9 protein-coding genes and 1 pseudogene are annotated in these 13890 nt (G+C 48.8%); 8 read left to right on the top strand and 2 right to left on the bottom strand.

Annotated elements, in window-relative coordinates; translation table 11 throughout:
- The first annotated feature begins 149 nt into the window (after positions 1-149).
- Positions 150-440, top strand: coding sequence for a DUF962 domain-containing protein (locus AP057_RS15485; protein WP_235468622.1), 291 nt, complete (start codon positions 150-152; stop codon positions 438-440).
- Positions 441-540: 100 nt separating this feature from the next.
- On the opposite strand, the pseudogene AP057_RS15490 reads toward AP057_RS15485, so the two are convergent.
- Positions 541-1158: pseudogene (locus AP057_RS15490) on the bottom strand (Rpn family recombination-promoting nuclease/putative transposase); the annotation flags it as partial.
- Positions 1159-1252: 94 nt separating this feature from the next.
- On the opposite strand from AP057_RS15490, the gene AP057_RS15495 reads away from it, so the two are divergent.
- The 7 genes from AP057_RS15495 (at position 1253) to AP057_RS15525 (ending at position 12202) form a co-directional block, all read left to right on the top strand.
- Entirely contained in the window at positions 1253-1789 is a 537-nt protein-coding gene (locus tag AP057_RS15495; RefSeq protein ID WP_055359156.1) for an NfeD family protein, read from the top strand.
- Positions 1790-1810: 21 nt separating this feature from the next.
- Positions 1811-3334 (top strand): flotillin family protein, encoded by a 1524-nt coding sequence (locus AP057_RS15500; protein WP_055359157.1) that lies wholly within the window; start codon positions 1811-1813, stop codon positions 3332-3334.
- Between the two features lie 149 nt (positions 3335-3483).
- On the top strand, positions 3484-4404 hold the full coding sequence (locus AP057_RS15505; RefSeq protein ID WP_055359158.1) for a diacylglycerol kinase: 921 nt from the start codon (positions 3484-3486) through the stop codon (positions 4402-4404).
- Positions 4405-4481: 77 nt separating this feature from the next.
- A complete protein-coding gene (gene rlmD / locus AP057_RS15510; protein WP_055359159.1) occupies positions 4482-5855 on the top strand; it encodes a 23S rRNA (uracil(1939)-C(5))-methyltransferase RlmD in 1374 nt (457 codons plus the stop codon).
- 344 nt (positions 5856-6199) lie between these two features.
- Positions 6200-7657 (top strand): class I SAM-dependent DNA methyltransferase, encoded by a 1458-nt coding sequence (locus AP057_RS15515; protein WP_055359160.1) that lies wholly within the window; start codon positions 6200-6202, stop codon positions 7655-7657.
- An 8-nt stretch (positions 7658-7665) separates the two neighbouring features.
- Positions 7666-8817, top strand: coding sequence for a restriction endonuclease subunit S (locus AP057_RS15520; protein WP_080986149.1), 1152 nt, complete (start codon positions 7666-7668; stop codon positions 8815-8817).
- Positions 8818-8860: 43 nt separating this feature from the next.
- Entirely contained in the window at positions 8861-12202 is a 3342-nt protein-coding gene (locus tag AP057_RS15525; protein WP_055359163.1) for a DEAD/DEAH box helicase family protein, read from the top strand.
- 236 nt (positions 12203-12438) lie between these two features.
- On the opposite strand, the gene AP057_RS15530 is transcribed toward AP057_RS15525, so the two are convergent.
- Positions 12439-13317 (bottom strand): IS982 family transposase, encoded by an 879-nt coding sequence (locus AP057_RS15530; RefSeq protein WP_055359161.1) that lies wholly within the window; start codon positions 13315-13317, stop codon positions 12439-12441.
- Positions 13318-13890: the final 573 nt, after the last annotated feature.

Below are 13890 nucleotides of genomic sequence, written 5' to 3' on the forward strand. Positions count from 1 at the left end.
ATAGGTCCGAGCATGCCGTTATGGATGTTGATTGGATACTGGGCTGTCGGCATCGCCACGTTCATCGTTGGCGTGGCGGTGCGCCGCATCCGTCGAAGGGGGAAAGGGAGATGGAATTCCGTGATTATGAAGAGTTTTGACCCTTTTATTTGACCCAGCACCGGAAACGAGCGACAAGGCGCTGGCATTTTGTCGGAACGAGCTTCGTGTTTTTGTTTGTGATCATTGCGATCGTGACGAGGAATGCGTGGTGGCTGCTCGGCGCTCCAGTGGCCGCCTATGCGCTCGCCTGGTTCAGCCACTTTTTCATTGAAGGAAACAAGCCCGCCACCTTCGGCCATCCGTTTGGGTCGCTTCGGGCCGATTTTCGCATGTACAGGCTCATGCTTACGGGGCAGCTTGGGCGGGAATTGGAGCGGCTGGGGATTTCAGAGGAATAAAGCGAAGAACGATGAAAAGGCCTTCTCCCTGAAGATGTTTCAAAGTTCGAAGGAGTGGGGGCGGCCATTCGAATGATTCAGGGAGAAGGGGTTTGCCTTCTCATCGCTTCAATTGTTCAATCGTTTCTAGCGGCAGTCCGGTCAGTTCATGGATCGTGTCAGCATCAAATCCTTTTGCCAACATTCGTTTCGCAACATCCAACTTTGCTTTCTCCATTCCTTTCTCCATTCCTTTCTCTATTCCTTTTTCCATTCCTTTTTCCATGCCTTTCTGTTCGTATGACACGATAAGTTCCATGACTTTGGCAGCCTCCTTTTCCTCCATGGTCTTCACCTCATCTCGCAGTCGGACTTCTTCTTCCTCCGATAACCGCAAATATGTTTCGAAAAAGCCGAACAACAGACGCTGTTTCGCCTCATCGAGCTCGAGGCGGGTGAGCATGCGCAAAAATTCCTTTTTCACTTCCACCTTCTCCTCTTCATTATACCCCATTTTGCTTAACAGGGCGGCAGCGACCGGGTTGTCATGGCGGATGTACTCGCGCCACGGGAGTTTGCGCAATTCGATGGCCAAAAAACGGAAATCGAGAACAGCCCAAAACGGAAACTCCACAGTGAAAGAGGAAGGTTCATTACGGATGGCATCATAGCTGAAGATGGCGATCGGAAGAATGCGGCGGCGGTGTTTTTGAAACAAGCGGCTGAAATAAATGAACATGAGGATTGTCGAATTTTGATGACATTGGAAAAATGATGAAACCAACGGCTGCCCTCTCCGTATGTATAAGCGAAGGGGAAAGGAGGGAGGGGAGTTGTTCAGCCATTCGCCTGAAGTTGTGTACGGATGGGTGCTTGTCGTCAGTGCGTTGTTGACGGTTTTGTATTTTTTCTTCAGCGATGTGCTTGACGGTTTGTTCGATGTGGCTGATCATCCGCTGTTCAGTCCGCAGCTAGTTTTATCGTTTTTCATTGTTGGCAGCGCGGTCGGATTGCTGGCGGAATGGTACACAGACTGGGCATCGAGCATGGTTCTGTGGCTTGCCATCGGCGTGGCGCTTGTTGCTGTGTTGCTGTTGCACTTTTTCGTTTTTTTGCCGCTCCGCTCGGCCGAGGCGTCACTTGGATATACGGACGCCGATTTGGAGGGGGCGCTTGCTAAAGTGATCGTCTCGGTGCCGCCTGATGGGTTTGGTGAAATTCTCATCTCCCGTAAAAGCGGCGCGGTGGCGAAACCAGCGAAAAGCCTCCATCGCGAGGAAATCGCTGCGGGGGAAGAAGTCGTCATCGTGCAAATGGAAAACGGCATCGCTGTAGTGGCGAAGCGCGATCCGTATCATGTTTTGATTTAAACAGAGAAAGGGGAAAAAGTGATGACTATTGCGCCATGGCTTGTCGTGATCGGCGTCGTCGTCTTGCTTCTTGTCGGCCTTATTGCCATTTTTATCGCCCGCTACCGCACCGTCGGGCCGGACGAGGCGCTCATTGTGACGGGCAGCTACTTAGGAAGCAAAAACGTCCACGTGGACGAATCGGGAAACAAAATTAAAATTGTCCGCGGCGGCGGCACGTTCGTCGTGCCGATTTTCCAACAGGCTGAGCCGCTGAGCCTATTGTCGATCAAGCTTGACGTGCAAACGCCCGAGGTGTACACCGAACAAGGCGTGCCCGTGATGGCGGACGGGGTGGCCATTATTAAAGTCGGCAGCTCAATCGGCGAAATCGCGACCGCGGCCGAGCAGTTTTTAGGCAAAACGCGTCAAGATATGGAAAACGAAGCGAAAGAAGTGCTTGAAGGCCATCTCCGTTCCATTCTCGGGTCAATGACTGTTGAAGAAATTTACAAAAACCGCGACAAGTTTTCGCAAGAAGTGCAGCGTGTCGCGTCGCAAGATTTGGCGAAAATGGGGCTCGTCATCGTCTCGTTTACGATCAAAGACGTGCGCGACAAAAACGGCTACCTTGATGCACTCGGGAAACCGCGCATCGCCCAAGTGAAGCGCGACGCCGACATCGCAACAGCCGAGGCGGAAAAAGAGACGCGCATCAAGCGCGCCGAAGCGGACAAGGAAGCGCGCAAAGCCGAGCTCGAGCGGCTGACGGAAATCGCGGAGGCGGAGAAAATCAACCAGTTGAAGCTCGCTGAGTTCCGCCGCGAGCAAGACATCGCCAAAGCGCGCGCCGATCAGGCGTACCACCTCGAAGAAGCGAAGGCGAAGCAGGAAGTCATGGCGCAACAAATGCAAATTAAAATCATCGAGCGGCAAAAACAAATCGAGCTCGAAGAAAAAGAAATTTTGCGCCGCGAGCGCCAATACGACTCGGAAGTGAAGAAAAAAGCCGATGCCGAGCGCTATGCGATCGAACAAAAAGCGGCGGCGGAAAAGGCGAAACAAATCGCCGAAGCCGATGCGCAAAAGTACCGCGTCGAAACGCTGGCGAAAGCGGAAGCGGAGCGCGTCCGACTCGACGGGTTGGCAAAAGCCGAGGCGGAGAAAGCGAAAGGGGAAGCGGAAGCGGAAATCATCCGACTGAAAGGCCTCGCCGAAGCGGAAGCGAAACAAAAGATCGCCGAAGCGTTCGAGCGCTACGGCCAGGCTGCGGTGCTCGACATGATCATCAAGATGCTTCCGGAGTATGCGAAACAAGTGGCGAGCCCGCTTGCGAACATCGAGAAGCTGACGATCGTCGACACCGGCTCAGGAGCGGGAGGCGGCGCCAACCGCGTCACGGGCTATGCGACGAACTTAATGGCGAGCTTGCAGGAGACGTTGAAAGCGTCAACCGGCATCGATGTGAAGCAGTTGCTTGAGAACATCGCCCAAGGGGGCGCACCCGCCCATGCCCAGCCGCTCGGTGCGCCAGCATCGTCCCAAGAGGCGAAGACAACAGAATGATGCCTATCCTCCCACAGCGCCCTTCGCTTGAACCCGAGGGCGCTGTTTCTCGCCGCCTTGTTCACGACATTCGTCGGAGTTGCGCATGAAGCGTTGTTTCGTTATGATGGGAACGGGTGGAATGGAAAAAAGGAAGTAGGTTGAGAATAATGAAACGAGCTCGAATTATTTATAACCCGACATCGGGTCGCGAGTTGTTTAAGCGCCATTTGCCTGATGTGCTCGCGTGGTTGGAAAAAGCGGGCTATGAAACGTCGTGCCACGCCACCGAGGGTCCGGGAGATGCGACGGAAGCAGCGCGCCAGGCCGTCCTGCGGGAATTTGATCTCGTTGTCGCCGCAGGGGGCGACGGAACGATCAACGAAGTCGTCAACGGCATCGCCGATCAGCCGTATCGGCCGAAACTGGGCGTCATTCCTGTCGGGACGACGAACGATTTCGCCCGCGCCATCGGCGTGCCGCGTTCGATCGAAGGGGCGTGCGACGTGATCGCCACGGGCGAGCCCGTACCCATTGACATCGGTTGTGTGACGAACGAAGACAAAACACGCTATTTCATCAACATCGCCGGCGGCGGCCGCCTGACGGAGCTCACCTACGAAGTGCCAAGCAAGCTGAAAACGATGCTCGGCCAGCTGGCCTATTACTTAAAAGGGATCGAGATGCTTCCGTCCATCAAGGCGACCGAAGCGCAAATCGAGTACGACGGCAAACTGTTTGAAGGCGAGATTATGATGTTTTTGGTTTCGCTCACGAACTCGGTCGGCGGGTTTGAAAAACTGGCGCCCGATTCGTCGCTCAATGACGGTCTGTTCGATTTCATCATCGTCAAAAAAACGAAATTGGCCGAATTCATTCGCCTTGTCACGCTCGCCGCGCGCGGCGAGCACATCAACGACCCGCATATCATTTACACGAAAGCGAACCGGGTGAAAGTGCACTCGCCGATGCAGCTAAACTTAGACGGCGAATTCGGCGGCATGCTTCCAGGGGAATTTGTCAATTTGTACCGCCATTTGGAAGTCATCATGCCGAAAGACAAGGCGGAACAAGTGAGAACAGGACGATGAGCCTGTTCTTTTCTTATGCCTCTAAGCCAATAAGGGAACGCTAACGGTATAAACCGATCGGCAGAAAGGAGACGGACATGACCAAGCAGCAAGCACCAGTCGCCAAAAACGAGTATTATGACGTCACATTCACCGATTTGACCCACGACGGGCTCGGGGTGGCGAAAGTCGACGGCTTTCCGTTGTTTGTGAAACACGCGCTTCCCGGCGAGCGGGCGAAGGTGAAAGCGATCAAAGTGAAAAAAGGGTATGGGTACGGCCGCCTCGTGGAGCTGTACGAACCAAGCCCCGACCGCGTTGAGCCGCCGTGCCCCGTCTATCGCCAATGCGGCGGCTGCCAGCTGCAACACCTCAGCTACGAAGGCCAGCTGAAAGCGAAGGAAAAGCAGGTGAAAGAAGTGCTCGCCCGCATCGGCAAGCTTGACGGCGTCACCGTCCATCCCGTCATCGGGATGAAGAACCCATGGCGCTACCGCAACAAGGCGCAAGTGCCCGTTGGCGAGCGCGAAGGGGGCTTGGTCGCGGGCTTTTACAAGGAGCGGACGCATGAAATCATCGATATGGACGCCTGCCTCATCCAGCAAGAGGCGAACGATGTCGTCGTCCAGGCCGTGAAGCGCATCGCCGAGCGCTATGGTATTCCCCCATACGACGAAGCTACGCACAAGGGCGTTCTTCGCCATATTGTCGCCCGCTACGGCGCGGCAACAGGCGAGGTGATGGTCGTGCTCGTCACCCGCACGGACCATCTGCCACACGAACAGGACATTGTCCGTGACATCGTCCGCGCCATTCCGGGCGTGAAATCGATCGTGCAAAACGTCAACCCCGAGCGGACGAACGTCATTTTCGGCGCCAAAACGCGGGTGTTATGGGGGAGCGAGTTCATCACCGACCGCATCGGCGACATCCAATTCGCCATCTCGGCCCGCTCGTTTTACCAAGTCAACCCCGAACAGACGAAAGTGCTGTATGACAAAGCGCTCGAATACGCGGAGCTGACCGGGCGGGAGACGGTGATCGACGCCTACTGCGGCATCGGCACGATCTCGCTCTTTTTGGCGCGTAAAGCGAAACACGTCTACGGCGTCGAAATCGTCCCCGAAGCGATCGAAGACGCCAAGCGCAACGCCAAACTCAACGGCATCCAAAACGTCACCTTCGAAGTCGGCGCCGCCGAAGACGTCATCCCGCGTTGGTATCAAGAAGGCATCCGCGCCGACTGCTTGGTCGTTGACCCGCCGCGCAAAGGCTGTGACGCCTCGCTGCTTGAGACGATCATCGCCATGAAACCGCCCCGCGTCGTCTACGTCTCGTGCAACCCGGCGACGCTCGCCCGCGACTTGCGCATCCTAGAAGACGGCGGCTACGAAACGATCGAAGTCCAGCCAGTGGACATGTTTCCGCACACGGCGCATGTGGAGTGTGTGGCGAAAATTCGGTTGAGATAAGACAACGGGCCGGTGGCTCCGGCCTTGTTGTTTGCAGTCGAATTGGGCAAACGGCCATGACGACACGAATGACATGATAAAGATTTCATCCGCCTGCAAAACTTGGGGCTGGATGAGATCCATCCTATTGAGAATCCACAACACTTGCAAGTGTTCCTCGAACGGTTATGGTGAACGACTCCCGCTTCATAACAAAGCACAGTGGGAGTTTCTTTGTTCCACAAAGAAAGACATTCTCCGTCTTCCTGAGCGTCAACCGGCATAAAACGTATTTTTCTTCCCCTTTTTGTATCGAAAACCGTATATAATAGAGATTGGAAATCACAAGGAGGTACATAGAAGCCATGCTTACAGGCGAATTGCGCCATAAAGTCGATAAAATATGGGAAACGTTTTGGACAGGCGGCATTACGAACCCGCTGACGGTCATTGAACAGTTTACCTACTTATTGTTCATCAAAGGCTTGGATGAAGTCGAAACACAGCGCGAGCAGGAGGATGCGCTGCTCGGCATTGAATCGGAACGCATCTTTCCTCCCGATAAGCAACACTTGCGCTGGAGCAAATTCAAACATTTTGAAGCCGCCCATATGTACGATGTCGTGTCCAATGAAGTGTTTCCGTTCATCAAAAACTTGCACGGCAATCGGGAATCGGCCTATGCAAAATATATGGGCGACGCCATTTTCATGATCCCGACGCCGCAAATGCTCGTCAAAATCGTCGACGGCATTGACCGCATTCCGATGAAAGACCGCGATACGAAAGGCGATTTGTACGAGTATTTGTTATCGAAAATCGCCACCGCAGGCACAAACGGCCAATTCCGCACCCCGCGTCATATCATTCACATGATGGTCGAACTGATGAAACCGACGCCGGAAGACATCATCGTCGACCCGGCGGCGGGGTCGGCGGGGTTTTTGGTGGCGGCGGGCGAATATTTGCGCAAACATCGCAGTGACTTATTTTTAGTGCAAAGTTTAAAAGAGCATTTTAATAATCATATGTTTTACGGTTTTGACATGGACCGTACGATGTTGCGGATTGGCGCGATGAACATGATGCTCCATGGCATTGAAAATCCGAATATCGAATATCGCGACTCCTTGTCGGAACAAAACAAAGATAAGGACAAATACACCCTTGTCCTTGCCAATCCGCCGTTTAAAGGCTCGTTGGATTACGAAGCCGTTTCCAGCGACTTATTAAGAGTCGTTAAAACAAAGAAGACAGAGCTTTTATTCTTGGCCTTATTCCTGCGCATCTTAAAAACGGGCGGACGCTGTGCCTGCATCGTGCCAGATGGGGTATTGTTCGGCAGCTCGAAGGCGCATAAAGATATCCGCAAAGAAATTGTGGAAAATCATAAATTAGAAGCCATTATTTCCATGCCAAGCGGCGTATTTAAACCATATGCCGGGGTTTCGACGGCGATTATGATTTTCACCAAAACAGGCGTCGGCGGTACGGATCAAGTATGGTTCTATGATATGAAAGCCGATGGCTATTCATTGGATGACAAGCGCACGCCGATTGAAGACAACGACATCCCGGATATCATTGCCCGCTTCCATAACCGTGAAGCGGAAAAAGACCGGAAACGGACAGAGCAATCGTTCTTCGTGCCGGTGGAAGAAATTCGTGAAAACGACTATGACCTTTCGATTAACAAGTATAAAGAGATTGAGTATGAAGAGGTACAGTATGAAGCGCCGAGTGTGATACTTGAAAGAGTGGAAACGTTGGAAAAAGAGATTATGCAGGGATTACAAGAGTTGAAAGAAATGATTAGAGGGTAGTGTGTAACATGGGATTTGAGACGGTTAAACTAAAAGATTTAACTATTAATTTAGATAATAAAAGAAAGCCCTTGAATGAGTTAGAAAGAAAATCTCTAAAAAAGAAAGGTTTATATCCATATTGTGGTGCAAATGGAGTGTTAGACTATATTGATGAATTCATTTTCGACCAAGAAATTCTATGTATAGCAGAAGACGGAGGAAGTTGGGGATTTAGAGAAAAGTGTGCTTACATCATGAATGAACCGTGTTGGGTAAATAACCATGCTCATGTGTTAGTAGCAAAAGAAAACGTTAATGTTAAGTACTTATGTTACTATTTAAACTATGCTGATCTAAGTAAACATATTACAGGGACAACAAGAGGTAAACTAACTAAGTCTGCATTAGAGAAAATAGAAGTTAAAATTCCTGATTATAGTACTCAAAATAAAATTGTAAATGCATTAGACAAATCCCAAGAACTCATCGACAAACGAAAAGCCCAAATTGAAGCGTTAGACCAGTTAACGCAAAGTGTGTTTTTGGAGATGTTTGGGGATCCAGTAAGTAATCCAAAGGGATGGGATGTTAAGAAATTAAAAGATATTGCGGAAATTGAGGATGGAGATCGAGGTGAAAACTATCCGAAGCAACATGAGCTTGTTAGTGAAGGTATACTTTTTTTGTCTACCTCAAACTTTGTGAACAACAAATTAGACTTATCGAAAGTAACGTATATTACAAAGGAAAAGTTTAGTCAATTGAGAAAAGGAAAATTAAGACGGGGAGATTTAATTGTTACACTGAGGGGATCCATTGGGAATATAGTCATTTTTGATGAAGAAGGTTATGACACAGGGTTCATAAATGCTCAAATGGCGATTCTTAGATTGAAAAATGTTAATCGAATTTTTTTCCAGCAACTTTATACATCTAATAGCTTTCAATTAGTTTTAAAGAAAACACAAACAGGATCTTCTCAACCGCAGCTTCCGTTAAAAAATTTAAAAGAACTTGAGATCATTATTCCACCTTTAGAGTTACAGGAATTATTTGCAGCTACTATACAACAAATAAACTTAAAGAAAGAACTTCTTTTAAAAAGTCAAGCAGAGATACAAAATATGTTTAATTCCCTCATGCAACGTGCATTTAAGGGAGAATTATTCAACGATTAGTAAGTGTAAAAGGAATTCGTGCTGGTCAAGGGAGGGGTGTTTGTTGCTATCCAACTTTAGTTTTCTAATAGGAAAACCTCATTATGAGAACTTTACGAATGCGTGTTTAGAGGCAGAGAAAAGTTTGGTGGTGAGTCCGGCGACGTGCGCGATTTTGACGCGCCGTGCGCTGGAGCTTGCCGTTAAGTGGGTGTACAGCTTTGACAGCGCGTTGAAAGTTCCGTATCAAGATAATCTTTCCAGTTTGATTCATGACAACGTCTTTTTGTCCATTATTGATGAAGACTTGTTGCCATTGTTGCGTTACATTGTCAAACTGGGGAATGTCGCGGTTCATACGAACTCGATGATTACGAGGGAAGAAGCGATTCTTTCCCTGCATCATCTTCATCAGTTTGTGTCTTGGATTGATTATTGTTATTCTGACGAATACACCGCTACGGACTTTGATGAATCGTTGCTGCCGATCGGTGAGGAGAAGCGCGAGCGTCCGGAAGAGCTGAAAGATTTATACGAGCGGCTAAGTTCGAAAGACAAGCGTCTTGAGGAAATGATGAAAGAAAATGAACAGCTTCGCGCTCTTCTCACCGCCAAACGGGAAGCGAATACAAAAGAGTACCACTTCCAAGTCGATGAACTGAGCGAATGGGAAACAAGAAAGAAATACATCGATTTAGATTTGAAGCTGGCGGGTTGGGAATTTAAAAAGGACGTTGTTGTGGAATATCCTGTGGTTGGCATGCGGAATCAGGAAGGAGTCGGCTATGTCGATTACGTCCTTTTTGGCGACAACGGGAAGCCGCTGGCGGTCATCGAAGCGAAACGGACAACCGCTGACCCGAACAGAGGAAAGCAACAAGCCAAGCTATACGCCGACTGCATTGAGAAAATGCATGGCCAACGTCCGATTATTTTTTACACAAACGGTTTTGAAACGTATATTTGGGACGACCTTAACTATCCGGCGCGGAGAGTTTCCGGCTTTTACAATAAGGAAGAATTAAGCTTGCTTATTGATCGTCGGACGATGAAGAAGCCGCTAAAAAATGTGCAAATCAATGACAACATAACGAATCGCTATTACCAAAAAGAAGCGGTGTTAGCCGTATGCGACGCGCTCGAGAACAAACGGCGCAAAGCGTTGCTTGTCATGGCAACAGGGAGCGGCAAAACCCGGACGGCGATTTCGATTGTCGATGTTCTTACCCGTCATAATTGGGTAAAAAATATTTTGTTTTTAGCGGATCGCAAAACGCTTGTAACGCAAGCGAAAAATAGCTTTAGCCATTTGTTGCCGAACTTGACGCTTTGCAATTTGCTCGATAACAAAGACAATCCAGAGGAAAGCCGCATGGTGTTTTCGACGTACCCGACAATGATGAACGCGATTGATGATGCGAAGCGGAAAGACGGCAGACGGCTTTTTACGGTCGGGCATTTTGATCTCATCATCATCGACGAGTCGCATCGGAGCATTTACAAGAAGTACCGAGCCATTTTCGACTATTTCGATGCCATATTGCTCGGGCTGACCGCCACGCCGAAAGATGACATTGACCGCAATACGTATGAAGTGTTTGATTTGGAAAACGGCGTGCCGACGTATGCGTACGAGTTGGACCAGGCGGTGCAAGACGGCTATTTAGTCGATTACCGCACCATTGAGACAAAGTTGAAATTTTTGGAAGATGGCATTCATTACGATGAGTTGTCGGATGAAGAAAAAGAGCGGTATGAAGAAACGTTTGATGAGGAAGTAGGCGAGGATATTGACAGTACCGCGTTAAACGAATGGCTGTTCAACGATGATACGATTGATACGGTGCTGAGAGATTTAATGGAAAAAGGAATTCGCGTCGAAGGCGGAGACAAACTCGGCAAAACGATTATTTTTGCGAAAAATCATCGTCATGCGGAACGGATTGTGGAGCGCTTTGATCAATTGTTCCCTGAATACAGAGGCGGCTTTGCACGAGTCATTGATTACAGCGTGAACTACTACCAAACATTAATCGATGATTTTTCCGACCGCAACAAATGGCCGCAAATTGCGGTATCGGTTGATATGCTCGATACAGGAGTGGATATTCCGGAAGTCGTCAACCTTGTGTTCTTCAAGAAAGTACGCTCCAAATCAAAGTTTTGGCAAATGATCGGGCGCGGAACCCGTTTATGCAAAGACTTATTCGGAGTCGGGCAAGATAAAACGCATTTCCTTATTTTTGACTATTGCGGCAACTTTGAGTTTTTCCGCGAAAATCCAAAAGGAATCGAAGGAAAAGCGGTGGAAAGTTTAACGGAGCGTCTATTTAATGCCAAAATCGAAATCATTAAAGAACTGCAACATTTACAATACCAAGAAGAAGAGTATATTGCCTATCGCAATGAATTGATTGACGAGGTGCTAGCGGAAATCAATAAGTTAAACGAAGAAAACTTCCGCGTACGCCAACATATTCAATATGTGCATAAGTTTAAAAATCGAGCCAAGTGGGATTCCTTAACGGCGATGGATGTCAATGAAATTAAAGAACATATTTCGCCGCTGATTGTTCCGTTGAATGATGATGAATTGGCGAAACGGTTTGATTTGCTTATGTATACGATTGAGTTGGCGAAGCTGCAAACGAAAAATGCCACAAAGCCGATTCGGAGTGTGATTCGTACTGCAGAGGCATTGTCGAAACTCGGTTCGATTCCTCAAGTGATGGAGCAAAAATACATCATCGAAAAGGTGCAGACGGAAGAGTTTTGGAGCGAAGCCGATATTTTCGAATTGGAAGCCGTCCGTGAAGCGTTGCGTGATTTAGTCAAATTCCTTGAAAAAGAAACGCAAAAAATTTACTATACGAACTTTAAAGACCAAGTGTTGGAAGTGAAAGAAAACGGACCGATATTTACTGTCAATGATCTGAAAAATTATCGGAAAAAGGTGGAACATTATCTGCACGAACATCGCGACCAGATGGCCATTTACAAGTTGCGAAATAATAAAAAGCTAACCGTCCAAGACGTAAAAACGTTGGAGCATATTCTTTGGAATGAGCTTGGCACACAGGAAGATTATCAAAGAGAATTCGGAGACACACCGATTACAAAGCTCGTCCGCCAAATCGTCGGCCTTGACCCGCAGGCCGCCAACGAAGCGTTTTCTGAATTTTTATCAAGCGAACGGTTGAACATCCAACAAAGCCGTTTTGTCAAACTAATCGTCGATTACTTTGTGAAAAACGGAGTCATGGACAAGCGGGTGCTGCAGGAAGAACCGTTTAAAACCGTCGGCAGCATTGTTGAACTCTTTCAAGACAACATGGACGACGCGCGGAAGATTATTCGCATTATCGATGAGATTAACAGAAATTCAGAAGATATTGTGGGGGCGTAGCAAAAGCGTTCTTTGTGGTATCTAGTTAGCCGTTGGGTGTTGTTGCTAACGTTTCAATATATTCTGTTTTTCTTTGGTGTTAAGGCATCTTTGAGAGTGAAGTATCTCAAAGGTGCCTTCTATTTCTTATACATATAGAACGAAACGAGTATAAATGTTGTGTAGATAGCCCATATTGAGTCGAAATGGTTCGGCAAATATCCATGTATTTGATAACCCGTGGTGCTAGTTGAGCGTCAGCGCTCAACCAGCCCTAGTGTGACCAAGGAATAAGCCAACAAGATGCCATCGAGTGCCACTTCAAACCCGGCAATGGAATTCGCTCGAATGTCGGTGATCCGGTATTGGTCTACGAGAATCGAAAACACCGTCTCGATGACTTTGCGTTTTTTTTGGATCCATTCTTCCCATGCCTTGGATGGGCCGTGCTTTTGATTGTGTCGAGACGGTGTCCAGAACGCGACTTGGTGTTCTTCGTACAGCTTTTCTCGAAGAGCGTGGCTGATGTACCCTTTGTCCCCAAAGTTGTAGGGATGAGGGATTTGAGTCATCACCGTTTCAGCGGCTTTGACGTCGTGGCAGGACGCTTCCGTCACGACATAGCCCATGGCCAGCCCTTGATTGGTCACTTGAAGATGCAGCTTGAAACCGTAGTACCATTGCTTTTTGGAAGCACAATACCCCATATCTGCGATCCCTCGAAATCGCTTGACGCGCTGCATTCTCACGGGATGGCACAACGGAAGAGGCAAGCTGTCGACGACCGCATAAGCATGGTGTTGGCCACGTTTCGCCAGCTCATGACGGACCCATTTGATGGCGAAACCAAGCGCTCGGCAGCGGCGGTTGTATCGGGAGCGTTCAAGAAACGAGCCGTTTGTGAACAAATTTCCCGTGACAAAACGATGCCAGGCTCGTTCGGAAGAAAAGCCCAGCAGCTTCCCCAAAAGGTGAACCGCCATGACCACTTCGTCTTCTTGCTTGACCAAGTGACGGTTGCGGCGATGAAGATACATTTGAATCAACGACAGTTGGGCAGAAACAAAACAGAAAATAGCGGCATATTGTTTTTGAAGTTTGGCTGGATCTGTAGTAAAATGAAAGTGCTCTTGCATGGGGGATCTCTCCTTTCGAATGTTGGGTGACACTTTCATTCTACTGGAGATCCGCCAGCAAGGGCTATTTTTATGCTTGTCTGAGTTTTATCTAGCACCACGGGTATTTGATAATCTAAAATTGAGCCACTTTTCAACGGTTCGATCACATAAAAAATGAGCCACCCGATTTCCAATTTTCATCATCTTTGGCGAGGAGACCCCGACTTCTAAGCGAGAGCGAAAGTCGGGGAGGAATCGCCCTTCCTCCCTCTAGAAATGTTGATTTATCAAGGCTTTTCGGCCCCTCAGGGGTGTCCAAAAAATATTTTTCGACAAAATCTCTTACATCCTTTTTCAGTTTTGTGGATATCTTACAGACCTAGGGTGCGCTTCGCGGCCACGGCTGGTTATATTTTCCTGCCGTGGGGGAAGCGTATTCGATGCACCCTTTGGATCTCCGCGTCGCTGATGAGGACGAACCCTCCCATGTCTCCGGGCGTCTTCGCGCCAACATTCCCTCGTTCGGTCTCGTCATCAGGCGGAGGCCGGCCAAGCTCCTTTGGGGACTCAAGGCCGAATGGAYAAAATCAC

This window comes from Geobacillus sp. Sah69 (assembly GCF_001414205.1).
Lineage (GTDB): Bacteria > Bacillota > Bacilli > Bacillales > Anoxybacillaceae > Geobacillus > Geobacillus stearothermophilus.